Raw genomic sequence first — 15,246 nt, 5'->3', positions numbered from 1 at the left:
TTCTACATAAATTGAGCTATTGACATGATTTGACCGTCAGGGATGCAGTAGCCCAGCCGCCAGGCCGATCACCACGGGCGCCACTCCCACAGCCAGAAAGGCAGGCAGGAAGCAGAGTCCGACGGGCGCGGTGATCAGCACTCCGGCCCGCTGTGCGCGCGCCACCCCCGCGCTCGAACGCTCGGCCCGCATCGCTTCGGCCAGCCTGGAAACCGGCTCCGCCGCAGGGGCGCCGGTCGCACCGGCCCGGTCCAGACAGCGGGCCAGAGCTGCAGCACCCGGTATCTCCCCGAACCTCCCCCAGGCCACAGCGGGATCACCGCCGAGCCTGATCTCTGCGGCCGTTCGCGCCAGTTGCTCGCCAACTGGCCCGCCGAGCGACTCGCCCACCGCCTCAGCCGCTTCCCGTGGTCCGGCCCCGACGGAGATACAGGCCGCCAACAGGTCGGCTGCCAGCGGGAGCTGACGTACCGCCTCCACAGCCCTCGCCGCCTCCTGGGCCGCGCCGTACGGCGCCTTGCCCGGCCGAGCCAGCAGCCACCGCCATGCGCCGTACCCCGCCGCCAGGCCAGCCACCCACCCCAGCAGCCCGCCCACCAGAATCCAGCCCGCCAGCACGACACCGGACAACGCCGCCCACTGCTTGGCCGCATCAGCAGAAACCAGGCGGCCGGGCCACCGCAGCACCTGGCCGACCAAGCCGGCCGAGTCGACTGCGTCGACCGAGGAAACCGAGTCGGCTGAGGGAACCGAGCCGGCACGGCTGACTGGCCCCACCGGACCCACTGCGCCCACCCCACGCACAGCTCCCAGCGCGTCCACGGCGTCCACCGCGCCCACAGCGCCCACAGCGCCCACAGCGCCCACAGCCAGAATCGCCGCACCCCGGCGCCGCACCAGTCGCCTGGTCCGCCGACGGGCCAGAGCGAGCGCCAACTGGGTGCACGCACCCGCCGCCAACCCCACTGCCCCCACCCTGTGGACAACTTCACCGAACACGGCACTCATACGGCTTCCCCCGCCCGGACGATCCGGCCGGCCCAGAACAGCCCAGCCGCCTCCAGCAAGCCGCCCGTCACCAGACAGATCAGCCCGGCCGGACTGTGGAACAGCACTCTCAGCGGGTCCGCTCCGAGAGCCGCCCCGAGCCCCATGCCCAGCACCGGCAGCAGAGCCAGCACCGCGACCGTCGACCACGCCCCTGCCAGCTGCGCCCGCAGCTCCTCCCGCCGACGCCGCTCAGCCCGTAACGCGCCCTCCAGCCGGTCCAGACCCGCCGCGAGTCCGGCCCCGCCGTCCACCGTCACCCGCCAACAGGCCGCCACTCCGGCGAGTCCGTCGAGGCCCGGCGCGCGCGCCGCCTGCCCCAGCGCGCCCGGGACATCGCCCCCGAAGCGCGCCGCGGCCGACACCACCGCCTCTGCCTCGCCCAGCAGTCCCGTTCCACGGACCGCGACGAGCAGCGCCTGCCCCGGCTCGCGGCCGGCCCGCAGCTCCCCCACGACCGCACCGCACAGGTCCACCACCCCGTCGGCCCGATGCTCCCGGCTCTTGCGCATCCCCCTTCGCCGCAACCACTGCCGCACCACCGGCACCGCGACCACCCCCGCGAGCATCGGCAGCACGGAATCGCCAAGAACCCCGATGGCCAGAGCCACAGGCAGGCACAGCCACTCCCGCCGCCCGCTCACCCAACCCCTGAACCGAAGGAGGCCTCTCTCCCAGCGCTCCCGACGGGGCGGATCCGCTGTCCCATCGACGAACAGCACCCTGGCTCGCCCGCGCCCTTGGCCCCGGCCGGCCTGCACCAGCCAGGCAGCCGCCCCCGCGCACAACACGGCCGCATGCACTGCCGCCGGCATCCCCACCTGCGTAGTACCGGTCACTACGCACCCCCGATCAGCGACCGCAGCCGTTCCCAGCCCCGCTCCGGCTCGAATCCGGTGGCGCCCCAGCGCAGGGCCGGTACGGTCACCACCAGCCCTCCCGTATCCCGCTCCAGCACCTGGATCGCGGCAATCCGACGCGTCCCGGCCCTGTCTCGTACGAGATGAACCACCACCGACAGCGCCGCCGCCAACTGGCTGTGAAGTGCCGCCCGGTCCAGCCCCGCCGCCGTAGCCAACGCCTCCAGCCGGGCGGGGACGTGCTCGGCGGCGTTGGCGTGAACCGTCCCGCAACCGCCCTCATGGCCGGTGTTCAGCGCGGCCAGCAGTTCTGTGACCTCTGCGCCCCGCACTTCCCCGACCACCAGCCTGTCGGGCCGCATGCGCAGGGCCTGTCGCACCAGGTCCCGGAGCGTCACACGCCCGGCACCTTCCTGGTTGGCGGGACGCGACTCCAGCCGTACGACGTGCGGATGGTCCGGACGCAACTCGGCCGAATCCTCGGCGAGCACAATCCGCTCCCGCTCCCCCACCGCACCCAGCAGGCTCGCAAGGAGCGTGGTCTTTCCCGCCCCCGTCCCCCCACTGATGAGGTAGGAGACGCGGGCCTCCACCATTGCCCGCAGCACCTGATCACCCCCTGGCGGAACGGTCCCTGCCGCGACCAGTTCGCTCAGCGAGAAGGCCCTGGGCCGGACCACCCTCAGCGACAGGCATGTCGATCCGACCGACACCGGGGGCAGCACCGCATGCATCCGGGTCCCGTCCGGAAGCCGCGCGTCCACCCAGGGCCTGGCATCGTCAAGCCGCCGCCCCGCCACAGCCGCGAGCCGCTGCGCGAGCCTGCGCACCGCCGCCGCGTCAGCGAAGGTCACGTCGGTGAGCTCGAGTCCGCCGCCCCGGTCCACCCACACCTGGTCGGGTGCGGACACCAGAACATCGGTGACCGCCGGATCCGTGAGGAGCGACTCCAACACACCGGTCCCGACCAACTCGCCGCGCAACTCATCGGCTGCACCGAGCACTTCGGCATCGCCGAGCAGCCGGCCCTGCGCCCGCAGCGCGGCCGCGACGCCTGCCGGAGTCGGCGCTGCGCCGCTCTGCGCCAGCCGTTGTCGCACCGCGTCGAGCAGCGTCTCGGTCATGAGGCACCTCCGACCGCCGGGCCTCCCGCGCCCTCACCGGCGAGCGCCCGGTCCCAGAAGGCGGTGCAGAACCTGGCAAGCGGCCCGCGGGCACTGCCACCGGGCGGCTCACCCATGTCCTGCTCGGCCAGCAGACCTTCTTCCAAGGGGAGTTCGCCGGCCAGCGGAAGCCCCATGGCGTGCGCCACCCACTCCTCGTCGAGACCGGACGCGTACGGCCCGCGTGCCACCACCCGGAGGTCGTCGAGCACCATCCCCGCCATCGACGCCACGCGTTTCGCCGCCGCGACGGCACGCAGCTCCCCGGGTACCACCATGAGCCCGAGGTCCAGTTGGGCAAGAGCCTCGGCCACCGCCTCATCGACCCGGCGCGGCAGATCTACGACCACCACCCCGCCGAGCCTGCGTGCGGCGGCCAGCACCGCCTGCATGGCCGGCGGGGGGATGGCCACCCAGTCGTCGCGGCCCCAGCTGAGCACCCTCAGCCCGTGCAACGCGGGCAGCGACTCCTCCAGAGCTCCGCCTCCGACCCGCCCCTTGGAATGGGCGAAATCAGGCCACCTCATGCCCTCCGCCCGTTCGCCGCCGAGCAGCACGTCGATACCGCCACCCAACGGGTCGCCGTCGATCAGCATGGTCCGCCGACCTGTTCTCGCCGCGGTCACCGCAAGGGCGCAGGCCAGCGTGGACGCACCGGCGCCGCCTCGTCCACCGATCACCCCGACCGTGAGGGCGGGCCTGCCGACCCCTTCGGCCGCGTTGGCGATCTGGTCGACGAGCCAGCTCTCCGAATCGGGCAACCGCAGCACGTACTCGGCCCCGATCTCCACGGCCCGGCGCCAGACGTCGGGCGCGTCCTGGTCACGGCCGACGAGCATCACACCTCGCCTGCGCGCCGCCCCACGGCACCGGGACGCCGCGTCGTCCCCGACGAGCACCATGGGAGCCCGCTCCCAGCCCCCTCGCCGATCAGGCAGCGAGTGATGGACCTCGGGCTCCGCGCCGGCAGCCGCGCACAGCCTCAGCAGATCGTCGAGCAGATCCACGTCCTCGGTCACGATCAACGGCCCGCCCCGCCGCGCCCCGACGGCCGGCAAGCGATCCCGTGCGCTGGATTCAGCCACGACTCAGCCCCCTCTTCACTCACCTTCACCGCGGTTGGCGGCGATCTCGGGCGTGCCGAGAACGGTGATTCCGGAACCCGTGGACTTCACGGGTGGAATCACGGTGCAGCGCTTCAGGAAATCGTGTGGATCTTGCTCGAAAACTGTGGACAACTCCGCCGTTGTGAATAACCCCGTCGCTCAAACCGGCGACATCCGGAGAGCAGCCCTTCCGTTACACAACGTGACCATGCATGCTGGTGTGAGTCTCGAGCAGAAGCTGGCCATCGCGGCCGAGAAGGAGGAGAAATGCTTGGTTCCGAGCGGCAGAAACGCGTCCGGACATGCGACGACCCCCGCCGGGGGGGAGAGCGGGGGTCGTCCCCACGGCCGACTCGGGGGGGGGAGGAGCCGGACCGGGTTAGCACGGTCGCGAACGATCCGTGACTTCCATGGTGTACCCGACAGCCTTCTCAGGCAAACCCACGCGCCGGAGTTTACGCCGAATGGTGGGCCCCTATGCTCTGCCTTGTGGAAAACTGCTTCTTGCCGCGCACAGCAGCCTTCTTTGACCTGGACAAGACGGTCATTGCGAAGTCTTCGACGCTGACCTTCAGCAAGTCCTTCTATCAAGGCGGGCTGATCAACCGCCGCGCTGTACTGCGCACCGCGTACGCACAGTTCGTGTTCCTTGCCGGGGGCGCCGATCACGACCAGATGGAGCGGATGCGGGAGTATCTCTCCGCACTCTGCAAGGGCTGGAACGTCCAGCAGGTGAAGGAAATTGTCGCCGAAACCCTGCACGACCTGATCGACCCGATCATCTACGACGAAGCGGCGACACTCATCGAGGAACATCACACCGCCGGACGCGATGTGGTCATCGTCTCGACCTCGGGAGCCGAAGTCGTCGAACCCATCGGTGAGCTGCTCGGTGCCGACCGTGTCGTCGCCACTCGGATGGTCGTCGGCGACGACGGCTGCTTCACCGGTGAAGTGGAGTACTACGCGTACGGCCCGACCAAGGCCGAGGCGATCAAGGCGCTTGCCGTGTCGGAGGGCTACGACCTCGCACGTTGCTACGCCTACAGCGATTCAGCTACCGATGTGCCGATGCTGGAATCCGTCGGTCACCCGCACGCGGTCAATCCCGACCGCGCCCTGCGGCGCGAAGCGACTCTCCGGGAATGGCCGATTCTCGTCTTCGACCGCCCGGTGCGGCTCAAGCAGCGGCTGCCCAACTTCTCACTGCCTCCGCGTCCGGCGCTCGTGGCCGCAGCGGCGGTAGGAGCAGCCGCCCTCACCGCGGGGCTCGTCTGGTACAGCGCCCGCCGCCGTACCGCCGCGGTGGGTGCGTAACGCCGTCCACCATCACCCCAGGGCGGGACGCCCCGGAACACGACGGCGACCGCCATCGCCGCCCCGGCAATTCCGCCCGTCCGATTGAACCAACTCGTCCGTAATTGAACCCAAAAGTAAAGAAGTGCAGCCAGCACTTCCGCTCACCCGGCCTCTGGAGTACAAAGGATTCACCGGCCCGCGAGACCAAGGACATCCGTGAGGATGACCTGTTAACGCTGAGAAGGCCCCACGGACCGCGCATGAAAACCGGGCACCCACGCGACGTCGACCCGTCGATTACGGGCCAGCCGCACCAGGGACGGGCGAAGTACCCGACCTGATGGGCATATCTCGAGGACGCTTGGTAACCGGGTGGACATGCCAGCGGCGGTACCTAGGACGGTACCGCCGCAACCCTTTTCCCGGCCGCCCCGACCCCTGGGACCACCGGAGGAGTAAGAAGAGTCATTCGACTCCAGGGGAAGCCGGGGGAATCGCTCGACGCCGTCGAACCGCTCGACGCCGCGCTGGTCGCGCCGGACTCGTTACGCGGCGCCGCGCTGAAGCGCCTCGCACACCGCCGTCGATTCCCTGACACCCAGTTCCGCCGCTCGGGCGGAGTGCGTGATCCAGGCCGCCATCCCCTCCGGCGTCCCGGACAGGTAACCCTCGAAGGCGGCGACATACGCCGCCCGCCCCTGCTCGGCGTGGCCGACTTCTGCCGGGCAGATCGACTTAGGGTCGAGACCGCTGCCGATCAGCACGATCCGCTCAGCGGTCCGCGCGACCAGGCCGTTGTACGAGCCGAAGGGGCGCAGAGCCAACAGCTCGCCGTGCACGACCGCAGCCGTCACCAGAGCCGGCGCCTCGCTCCCCGAAAGAATGAGCCCACTGAGCCCTTCCAATCGCCCAGCCACCTCATCGGCGCCGGGCAGCGGCGCTTCGATCAGCGGCTCGTCCACCGGCTCACCCGCCAGCCTGGGTCGCCCGACCGCGTCATCGGGGGCTGCGCCACCGGCGGCCACCAGGTGGAGTCGCGCCAGGACCCGCAGCGGCGACTGCCGCCAGATGGAGAGCAGTTGGCCCGCTTCGGCGGTCAGCCGCAGGGCGGCTCCGATCACATGCGCCTCACCGTCACCGGTGAAGTCGGTGCGACGACGCACCTCTTCCAGATTCCAGTCGGCACCGGAGAGCGCAGCCGACCCACGGGCGCCCCGCAGGGCGGCCTCCGCGGTGACTTCGTTACTGCGGCGCCGCATGACGCGGTGGCCGTAGACGCGGTCGACAGCCTTGCGTACGGAGTCCACCGCATCCGTCACACCCGGCAGGGTGCCCAGCGTGGCGAGCGGGTCCGAGGAAGTCGTACTCATAAGTAGCGAGGCTACGCGCCTCCCGCCCGCCTACCGCCCTGGAGTGGCCTTCTTCACGAAGTGCGACAACAGAAAGCAATCGAGCCACTACCCTAGGTGAACATGAAGATCGCTTTCGTAGGGAAGGGCGGCAGCGGCAAGACCACGCTGTCCTCGCTTTTCATCCGCCACCTTGCCGCCAATGAGGCCCACGTCGTCGCGGTGGACGCCGACATCAACCAGCACCTCGGGGCCGCGCTCGGCCTCGACGAGGAGGAGGCCGCGACACTGCCGGCCATGGGGGCGCAGCTTCCTCTGATCAAGGAGTATCTGCGGGGCAGCAATCCCCGCATCGCCTCGGCCGAGACGATGATCAAGACAACACCGCCCGGCGAGGGATCCCGTCTGCTGCGCGTGTGTGAGGACAACCCGATCTACGACGCCTGCGCCCGCACGGTCGGGCTCGACGACGGGGACATCAGGCTGATGGCCACCGGGCCGTTCACCGAGTCGGATCTGGGGGTGGCCTGCTACCACTCCAAGGTCGGCGCGGTCGAGCTCTGCCTCAACCATCTCGTCGACGGCCCGAGGAGTACGTCGTGGTCGACATGACCGCCGGGTCGGACTCCTTCGCCTCGGGAATGTTCACCCGCTTCGACATGACTTTCCTGGTCGCCGAGCCGACCCGCAAGGGAATCTCGGTCTATCGCCAGTACAAGGAATATGCGCGGGACTTCGGGATCGCGCTGAAAGTCGTCGGCAACAAGGTGCAGGGCGAGGACGACCTGGAGTACCTGCGCGCCGAGGTCGGCGACGACCTGCTGGTCACCGTCGGCCACTCCGACTGGGTACGGGCCATGGAAAAGGGCCGCCCCGCCCGCTTCGAGCTGCTGGAGGCGGACAACCGGATGGCGCTGCAGGCCTTGCAGAACGCCGCGGAGGACTCGTACGAGCAGCGGGACTGGGAACGCTACACACGGCAGATGGTGCACTTCCATCTGAAGAACGCGGAGAGCTGGGGCAACGAGAAGACGGGGGCCGATCTGGCGTCCCAGGTGGACCCGGCCTTCGTGCTCGACGAGCGGTGCGTTCAGGCCGGAGCGGCACAGCCTGCGTGAACGGGCGGCGGCGCCGGGACGGTGACCGGGGGCAGGCTCCGGCCCCACGCAATCGGGAACCACGGGGCGGCCTGGCTGCCGACCCACCCGGCGGGGGCCTGGGCGCCAACGGCCCACCAGGGCCGGGGGAGACCTCTGACACCTCCGACCCACCCGCCGCGGGCCGCGGGCACCTCCAACCCACCCGACGCGGGCCCGAGGCGCCACCGACCCACCCGGCACCGTCCGAGCCCACCGACCCGGTGTGGGCCGGTCAGGCCGACCCACCCGCCGCCGGATGCGGCCCGTCCCGGCCGGCGCTGTCGACGCTGCCACCCCGGCCGGGGCCGTCATCACCCGTGATCGGCGGCCCACCGGGGCGGAAGCCTCGTGTGTGCCGGGCGGCCCTACTTGTGATCGGCGGGCTTCCCGGCGGAGCCGGCAGCTGCCTTGTGATCGGCGGGCTTCCCGGCGGAGCCGGCAGCTGCCTTCGCGGCAGCCTTGCCCTGACTCTTGCCGGAGCTCGCGGCCCCGCCGAGGAAGGCCTTCCAGCTCGTATCCGGCGCCTCGCCGACCTTGAGCGTGCCGAGCTTCGCGAGCGTCGCGGGGTCCTGTGCGTCCAGCCAGTCCGCCAGTTGCTTGAAGGACACGCAGCGCACGCCCTCCTTGGTGCACACGGTCTCGATCGTCTCCTCGATGGCGCGCATGTAGGTGCCGCCGTTCCAGGACTCGAAGTGGTTACCGATGATCAGCGGGGCACGGTTTCCCTCGTACGACCGGTCGAAGGCCTCGATCAGACCGTCCCGCATCTGGTTGCCCCAGTACTCGTGCTCGTCCGGGTCGCCCTGCGTCGTACCGGACTGGTTGAACATGAAGTTGTAGTCCATCGAGAGGGTCTCGAATTCGCGGCCTGGCACCGGGACGAGCTGCATCGAGAGGTCCCAGATGCCGCTCTTCTTCTTGGGCCAGACCTGATCGTTGACACCGCTGGAGTCATAGCGGAAGCCCATCGAGCGCGCCGCCGCCACCATGTTCTTCTGCCCTTCCAGGCAGGGAGTGCGGCCGCCGACGAGCTCCTTGTCGTAGTCGAAGGGCAGCGGCTTCATGCCCTTGAGCTCCGGGTCGTTCGACTTCCAGCCCTTCACGAAGGACTTGGCCTGTTTGATCTCGCTCTTCCACTCGTCGACGGACCAGGTGCCGACGCCACCGTCCGCGCCACAGAAGTGGCCGTTGAAGTGGGTGCCGATCTCGTTGCCGTCCAGCCAGGCACCGCGGACCTGGGCGAGGGTGTCACGGATGCCCTTGGTGTCGTTGAAGCCGATGTCGGAACTGCCGGCGTTGTGCTTGGGCGGGTCGTAGAGCTTCCGCTTCGCCTCGGGGAGGAGGTACACGCCGCTGAGGAAGTACGACATCTGCGCGTTGTACTTCTTGCCCACCTTGCGGAAGTGCGAGAAGAGCTTCTGGCTGTCCTCCCCCGCACCGTCCCACGAGAACACCACGAACTGCGGCGGCTTCTGACCGGGGGCCAGCCGCTGCACCGCGGGCTGCTTGGGCTGGACGCCCGTGAAGGCCGTGGAACCGTCTCCGATGAGCCGGAACACGCTCTTGGGTGCCTGGCCGCCGGCAGCCTTCTTCTTGGCCCGGCGGCACCGTTCGCGGCCGCAGCTCCTGAGGGACCCGACCCGGGGTTCGCCCCGGAGCAGCCGGCCACTCCCGCGACCAGCGCAACGGTCATGAGGCCCAAGGCGATCCTCTTCGTGGCGGCCATCATCCGCCCACCCTCTTCCCTGCAGGTAATTTCCGCTGAAGTGCCGACATGGCGCGGTCAAACTCGCATGGAAGGCACACAAATCCACGCGACGGGCCGAATGAAAAGCTGCCTATTCACTGGAATGGGTGATTAGGTGGCCCATTTGCCCTCAATCGTGGACACGGATCTTTACTCTCCATTACGATCTGTTTACCGAGAGTTGAGATATCCCGCCGCTGCACGCCGTGACCCACGGCCGCGTCCCACGTTCCGCGACCGCGCTGCCCCGGAGGAGACGGGAAACATGTCTGCCTGCGTCCCCACTCGTCATGACCACTCATCCCGCAGTTCGCGACCTCCCCGTTCCTCGGGGGCCAAGCGACCTCACAGCCCGCCACCGCCGCGTCGCGGCGGACGATTCCGCATCGCGGGCGCCGACGTGTCCGCATCGATCACCGTCTTCCTGCTCGCCATCCCCATGTCGCTCGGCCTGGCCGTCGCCATGGACGCCCCGCTGGAAGCCGGCCTCATCTCCGCCGCCGTCGGCGGCATCGTCGCCGGCCTGCTCGGCGGCACCCCGCTCCAGGTCTCCGGCCCGTCCGCAGGACTGACCGTGGTGACCGCCGAGACGATTCAGATCTACGGCTGGCGCACCACCTGCGCGATCACCATCGGCGCAGGTCTGCTGCAGATCCTGCTGGGTTCGCTGCGGGCCGCCCGCAGCGCGCTCGCGGTAAGCCCAGCCATCGTGCACGGGACACTCGCCGGCATCGGTGTGGCCATCGCACTCGCTCAACTGCACATCGTGCTCGGCGGTTCGCCGGAGAGCTCAGCTGTCTCCAACGCTCTGGCGCTGCCAGCCCAGTTGGAGAGAGTCGGTCCGGCAGCGCCGCTGATCGGCGGTCTCACGATCGCGGTCCTGGTGCTGTGGCCCCGGATTCCGGGGCGGACCGGCCTCATCATGCGCCGAATTCCGGCAGCCCTGGTCTCCGTGGCCGTCGCCACCGCCGTGGCCGCCTTCGCAGCTCCGTCGATCGCACGGGTCGATCTGCCGTCCTGGCGCTCGCACGCCCTGCCCGAAATGCCACATGGGCCCGTACTCGGCCTGGCCACAGCAGTGTTCACGATGATGCTGGTGGCCAGCCTGGAATCCCTGCTCGCTGCCGTCGCCGTCGACAAGCTGGCAGCCGGCCGGTCCAGCGTGCGGTCGACAGGACCGGCCGCCGAGCGGGACGGCGGGCAGGCCGGAGAGAGCACGACCGGCCTCGCCGAGCCCGCTTCCGGCCCGGCCTGGCCCCCGTGAAACGCTCCGATCTCGACCGGGAGCTACGCGCCCAGGGCATCGCCAACGCGGTGTCGGGTCTGCTGGGCGGGCTGGCCGTCTCCGGTGGTGCGGTGCGCAGTTCGGCGAATGTGCGGGCCGGGGCGACGAGCCGCGCCTCCACGGTGCTGCACGGCGTCTGGGTGCTGCTCGCCACCGGCCTGCTGGTCACCGCGCTGGAGTGGATTCCGCTGGCCGCCCTCGGCGCGCTCGTGATGGTGGTCGGCATCCAAATGGTGAACTTCGCGCATATCCGTAACGTCCACAGGCACCGGGAATTCCTGGTGTACGGAGCGACGATCACCGGCGTGCTGCTCTTCGGCGTCCTCAAGGGGGTAGCCATCGGGATCGCGGTGGCGGTGGCCGTTGCCCTGCACCGGCTGGCGCGAACCAGGATCACCGTGACCGAACAGAGCGGACAGCACCTGGTCGTCGTACGAGGGCAGTTGACCTTCCTGGCTGTGCCCCGGCTCAATCGGACGCTGGGCCAGCTGCCGCAGGACGCGGACGTGGTCGTCGAGCTGGACGGCTTCTTCATCGATCATGCGGCGTACGAGATGCTCCAGGACTGGAGCAAGGCCCATACCGCCCACGGCGGCAGGGCCGTCTTCGCCGGCAGGTCCGGTGGCCGGATCGGCGAGCCCGCCTCAGCAGCGCACTCCTGCTGCCGCCCCTGGACGCCCTGGCGCAACCATCACTGTCACGACCGGCCCGAGCATGTGCCCGTCACCCTCTCCGGCCACGAACGCCCAGGCCACCAACATCCTGGCACCGTCGCCACCACCGAGGCCGCCGGAACCTCCGGCACCGCCCCGCCCGCCGGCGCCGCCACCACTGCCGCCGCCCCCACTGCCCCCGCCCTCGCCACGGCAACAGGCGCAGGCACAGGTGCGGACACGGACGCACACACAGGCTCGGGCGTGACGGCGCCGATGGCACACCCAGTTCCCCTCCACCCCGCAACCGATCCGCCAGGCGATCTCAATGCCACCGGCCTCACCGAGGACCTCATGCCCGAGCACCTGACACTCAACGGCTCGACAAGCACCTCAGGTGCCATGAACTCCACCGACCCCACGGGCACCCAACAGCACCCCGGCCACCCCACCGACTACGCACCCGATCACGCCGCCGCCCCGTCACGCAGGACCGGCGGGCACCGGCTGGTCAGCGGCCTCAGCTCGTTCCAGCGCAACACGGCTCCCCTGGTGCGTGAGGAGCTGGCGAGACTGGCCAGGGAAGGCCAGCGCCCCTCGCAGCTGTTCATCACCTGCGCGGATTCCCGCCTGGTGACGAGCATGATCACGGCAAGCGGTCCGGGCGACCTGTTCACCGTGCGCAACATCGGGAATCTGGTGCCGCCGCCGGATTCCGAGACGGGCGACGACTCGGTGGGGGCGGCGATCGAGTACGCGGTGGATGTCCTGGGGGTGGAGTCCATCACCGTCTGCGGGCACTCAGGCTGCGGCGCGATGAACGCACTGCTCGGGGCCAAGCCCGACACCCCGGAGACTCCCCTGTGGCGCTGGCTGCGGCATGGGAAGCCCAGCCTCGACCGGATGGCCTCCAAACGCCACGCATGGGCCCGGATCTCCGGCAGGCTGCCCGCCGATGAGGTGGAACAACTCTGTCTCACCAATGTGGTCCAGCAGCTCGACCATCTGCGGGCCCACGGATCGGTGGCGCGACGCCTCGCCGAAGGCACACTCCAACTGCACGGCATGTACTTCCATGTGGCCGAGGCTCAGTCGTATCTGCTGACCGAAGGCATCGGCGCGGGCCATGGCATCGACGAGGTCTTCGACCGCATCGGCCCCTCCGCCCCGTACGATCCGTACGATCCGACCGGCCCGCACGACCCCGGCGGCACCGACCGGTCCCCGACTCCGCACGATCCGGCCGAGCTGGCCCCTACCAGCGCCTGAACCGCCCGCACCCCGGGTCCGTGAGACCTTGTGGTCCCGCCTCCGCACCGCCGTGCAACCTGCACCTCCGCACGGCAGCCCGATGCTCTGCTTTCACCCGCCGCGGAGGCGGGATCGTGCCTCCATACACGAAACACAGGTCTAAACCAATTCCTGGCAGACACTTGTCACCCGGCCTTTGGCCTGATGAGCTATGCCCTGGGACACAACGGACACCCTGGGAATGGGAGAAGTCGTGAGCAACGAAAGCCTGGCCAATCTGCTCAAAGAGGAGCGGCGGTTTGTGCCGCCTGCCGATCTGGCCGCGAACGCCAACGTCACCGCTGAGGCGTACGAACAGGCCGAGGCGGACCGGCTGGGCTTCTGGGCCGAGCAGGCCCGCCGCCTGACCTGGGACACCGAGCCGACCGAGACACTCGACTGGAGCAACCCGCCGTTCGCGAAGTGGTTCGCCGACGGCACGCTCAACGTCGCGTACAACTGCGTGGACCGCCACGTCGAGGCGGGCAACGGCGACCGGGTCGCCATCCACTTCGAGGGCGAACCCGGCGACAGCCGCGCGATCACCTACGCCGAACTCAAGGACGAGGTCTCCCGCGCCGCCAACGCCCTGACCGAACTCGGCGTCACCAAGGGCGACCGCGTCGCCGTCTACCTGCCGATGATCCCCGAGGCCGCCGTCGCGATGCTGGCCTGCGCCCGCATCGGCGCCGCGCACTCGGTCGTCTTCGGCGGCTTCTCCGCCGACGCCATCGCCAAGCGCATCGAGGACGCGGACGCGAAGGTCGTCATCACCTCCGACGGCGGCTACCGCCGCGGCAAACCCTCCGCGCTCAAGCCCGCCGTCGACGACGCCGTCTCCCGCATCGAGAGCGTTGAGCACGTCCTGGTCGTGCGCCGCACCGGGCAGGACACCGCCTGGACCGAGGGCCGCGACGTCTGGTGGCACGAGATCACCGCCCGCCAGTCCACCGAGCACACCCCCCAGGCGTTCGAGGCCGAACAGCCGCTGTTCATCCTCTACACCTCGGGCACCACCGGGAAGCCCAAGGGCATCCTGCACACCTCCGGCGGCTACCTCACCCAGGCCGCCTACACCCACCACGCGGTCTTCGACCTCAAGCCCGCAACCGACGTCTACTGGTGCACCGCCGACATCGGCTGGGTCACCGGACACTCCTACATCGTCTACGGCCCCCTCGCCAACGGCGCGACCCAGGTCATGTACGAGGGCACCCCCGACACCCCGCACCAGGGACGCTTCTGGGAAATCGTCCAGAAGTACGGCGTCACCATCCTCTACACCGCACCCACCGCGATCCGCACGTTCATGAAGTGGGGCGACGACATCCCCGCGAAGTTCGACCTGTCCTCACTGCGGGTCCTCGGCTCGGTCGGAGAGCCGATCAACCCCGAGGCCTGGATGTGGTACCGCAAGCACATCGGTGCCGACACCTGCCCGATCGTGGACACCTGGTGGCAGACCGAGACCGGCGCCATGATGATCTCCCCGCTGCCCGGCGTCACCGCGACCAAGCCCGGCAGCGCCCAGCGCGCCCTGCCCGGCATCAGCGCCACCGTCGTCGACGACGAAGCCCGCGAGGTCCCCGACGGCGGAGGCGGCTACCTCGTCCTCACCGAGCCCTGGCCCTCGATGCTCCGCACCATCTGGGGCGACGACCAGCGCTTCCTCGACACCTACTGGTCACGCTTCGAAGGCAAGTACTTCGCCGGCGACGGCGCCAAGAAGGACCAGGACGGCGACATCTGGCTCCTGGGCCGCGTCGACGACGTCATGCTCGTCTCCGGACACAACATCTCGACCACCGAAGTCGAATCCGCACTCGTCTCGCACCCTGCCGTCGCCGAGGCCGCCGTGGTCGGCGCCGCCGACGAGACCACCGGACAGTCCATCGTCGCGTTCGTGATCCTGCGCGGCACCGCGACCGCCTCCGACGAGCTCGTCGCGGAGCTGCGCAACCACGTCGGCACCACGCTCGGCCCGATCGCCAAGCCGAAGCGGGTACTGCCGGTCGCCGAGCTCCCCAAGACCCGCTCCGGCAAAATCATGCGACGCCTGCTCCGCGACGTCGCCGAGAACCGCGCCCTGGGAGACGTCACCACCCTCACCGACTCCTCGGTCATGGACCTCATCCAGACCCAGCTGCCGTCGTCCTCCTCCGAGGACTGAGCACGGCAGCAGGGCCTCCTCCCCACGCCGTCCCCAGGTCTCCTGGAGGCGGCAGCAGAGGCGACCTCCCCGAAGGGCATCCGGCAGCGCGCCGGATGCCCTTCGGGCATTTAGGGTGAAGATCACCGCTCAAGTTCC

The 15,246-nt window shown here is 69.7% G+C and carries 10 protein-coding genes and 1 pseudogene; 5 read left to right on the top strand and 6 right to left on the bottom strand.

From position 1 onward, the window contains the following. Nucleotides 1-36 precede the first annotated feature (36 nt). From LNW71_RS17085 to ssd, 4 genes are read right to left on the bottom strand one after another with little or no spacing between them, the layout of a single operon-like run. A complete protein-coding gene (locus LNW71_RS17085; protein WP_250969014.1) occupies nucleotides 37-1,008 on the bottom strand; it encodes a type II secretion system F family protein in 972 nt (323 codons plus the stop codon). Next, nucleotides 1,005-1,862 (bottom strand): type II secretion system F family protein, encoded by an 858-nt coding sequence (locus tag LNW71_RS17080; protein ID WP_250969013.1) that lies wholly within the window; start codon nucleotides 1,860-1,862, stop codon nucleotides 1,005-1,007. The genes LNW71_RS17085 and LNW71_RS17080 overlap by 4 nt, the downstream gene beginning before the upstream one ends. A 23-nt stretch (nucleotides 1,863-1,885) precedes the next feature. Continuing rightward, nucleotides 1,886-3,031, bottom strand: a complete 1,146-nt coding sequence (locus LNW71_RS17075) for a TadA family conjugal transfer-associated ATPase (RefSeq protein ID WP_250969012.1) — start codon at nucleotides 3,029-3,031, stop codon at nucleotides 1,886-1,888. Continuing rightward, the gene (gene ssd, locus LNW71_RS17070) at nucleotides 3,028-4,089 is read right to left on the bottom strand and encodes a septum site-determining protein Ssd (protein WP_250969011.1); all 1,062 of its coding nucleotides are present in this window, start codon (nucleotides 4,087-4,089) and stop codon (nucleotides 3,028-3,030) included. Before ssd ends, LNW71_RS17075 begins: the two co-directional genes overlap by 4 nt. Before the next feature lie 564 nt (nucleotides 4,090-4,653). On the opposite strand from ssd, the gene LNW71_RS17065 reads away from it, so the two are divergent. Next, nucleotides 4,654-5,493, top strand: coding sequence for an HAD-IB family hydrolase (locus LNW71_RS17065; RefSeq protein ID WP_250969010.1), 840 nt, complete (start codon nucleotides 4,654-4,656; stop codon nucleotides 5,491-5,493). A gap of 527 nt (nucleotides 5,494-6,020) precedes the next feature. On the opposite strand, the gene LNW71_RS17060 is transcribed toward LNW71_RS17065, so the two are convergent. Further along, a complete protein-coding gene (locus LNW71_RS17060) occupies nucleotides 6,021-6,845 on the bottom strand; it encodes an oxidoreductase (RefSeq protein WP_250969009.1) in 825 nt (274 codons plus the stop codon). A gap of 102 nt (nucleotides 6,846-6,947) precedes the next feature. Here LNW71_RS17060 and LNW71_RS17055 point away from each other — a divergent pair. Continuing rightward, nucleotides 6,948-7,942 (top strand): annotated as a pseudogene (locus LNW71_RS17055) (ATP-binding protein). Between the two features lie 386 nt (nucleotides 7,943-8,328). On the opposite strand, the gene LNW71_RS17050 reads toward LNW71_RS17055, so the two are convergent. Beyond that, nucleotides 8,329-9,522, bottom strand: coding sequence for a hypothetical protein (locus LNW71_RS17050; RefSeq protein ID WP_374119421.1), 1,194 nt, complete (start codon nucleotides 9,520-9,522; stop codon nucleotides 8,329-8,331). Nucleotides 9,523-10,110: 588 nt separating this feature from the next. Between LNW71_RS17050 and LNW71_RS36510 the strand changes: the two genes are divergently transcribed. The 3 genes from LNW71_RS36510 (at nucleotide 10,111) to acs (ending at nucleotide 15,108) form a co-directional block, all read left to right on the top strand. Further along, complete coding sequence (locus tag LNW71_RS36510) at nucleotides 10,111-10,974, top strand: SulP family inorganic anion transporter (RefSeq protein WP_250969008.1); 864 nt, start codon at nucleotides 10,111-10,113, stop codon at nucleotides 10,972-10,974. Beyond that, complete coding sequence (locus LNW71_RS17040) at nucleotides 10,971-12,917, top strand: carbonic anhydrase (protein ID WP_250969007.1); 1,947 nt, start codon at nucleotides 10,971-10,973, stop codon at nucleotides 12,915-12,917. Before LNW71_RS36510 ends, LNW71_RS17040 begins: the two co-directional genes overlap by 4 nt. Before the next feature lie 193 nt (nucleotides 12,918-13,110). Then, nucleotides 13,111-15,108 (top strand): acetate--CoA ligase, encoded by a 1,998-nt coding sequence (gene acs / locus LNW71_RS17035; RefSeq protein WP_250969006.1) that lies wholly within the window; start codon nucleotides 13,111-13,113, stop codon nucleotides 15,106-15,108. Nucleotides 15,109-15,246: the final 138 nt, after the last annotated feature.

It is taken from the genome of Streptomyces sp. RKAG290 (assembly GCF_023701695.1).
Classification (GTDB): Bacteria; Actinomycetota; Actinomycetes; order Streptomycetales; family Streptomycetaceae; genus Streptomyces.
The sequence above is the reverse complement of the archived record's forward strand: the minus strand, read 5'-3'. Positions and strand labels throughout refer to the sequence as shown.

Excerpts from the sequence above, each read along its gene's own strand:
- LNW71_RS17075 (WP_250969012.1), bottom strand. The coding sequence starts at position 3,031 with ATGACCGAGACGCTGCTCGACGCGGTGCGACAACGGCTGGCGCAGAGC.
- acs (WP_250969006.1), top strand. The coding sequence starts at position 13,111 with ATGCCCTGGGACACAACGGACACCCTGGGAATGGGAGAAGTCGTGAGC.
- LNW71_RS17085 (WP_250969014.1), bottom strand. The coding sequence starts at position 1,008 with ATGAGTGCCGTGTTCGGTGAAGTTGTCCACAGGGTGGGGGCAGTGGGG.
- LNW71_RS17065 (WP_250969010.1), top strand. The coding sequence starts at position 4,654 with ATGCTCTGCCTTGTGGAAAACTGCTTCTTGCCGCGCACAGCAGCCTTC.
- LNW71_RS17060 (WP_250969009.1), bottom strand. The coding sequence starts at position 6,845 with ATGAGTACGACTTCCTCGGACCCGCTCGCCACGCTGGGCACCCTGCCG.
- LNW71_RS17080 (WP_250969013.1), bottom strand. The coding sequence starts at position 1,862 with ATGCCGGCGGCAGTGCATGCGGCCGTGTTGTGCGCGGGGGCGGCTGCC.